General features: G+C 67.5%; 1 pseudogene. It reads left to right on the top strand.

Annotation, left to right across the window (positions count from 1 at the left end):
- Window positions 1–255: pseudogene (locus EN859_RS37910) on the top strand (ISAs1 family transposase); the annotation flags it as partial.

Below are 255 nucleotides of genomic sequence, written 5' to 3'. Positions count from 1 at the left end.
ATCGCCTGCAATCCAAAGGTGGCCGCGGCCATCATCGACGCTGGCGCCGACTATCTTCTCGCCGTCAAGGCCAACCAGCCGGGCCTGATGGGCGAGATCGAGCGCTTCTTCGACGATCCGCAGTGCCTGGCCGCCGACCGTTGCGAGGAGACCGACAAAGGCCACGGCCGCATTGAGGAACGACGCGTCGCCATCTCCACGCAGGTCGACTGGCTGGCCGGCGAACGACGCTTCCCCGGCGAGTACCGCCTGCCC

Source organism: Mesorhizobium sp. M00.F.Ca.ET.216.01.1.1, assembly GCF_004010325.2.
Taxonomy (GTDB): domain Bacteria; phylum Pseudomonadota; class Alphaproteobacteria; order Rhizobiales; family Rhizobiaceae; genus Mesorhizobium.
Note: the sequence above shows the minus strand (reverse complement) of the source record. Positions and strands in the feature narration are given on the sequence as shown.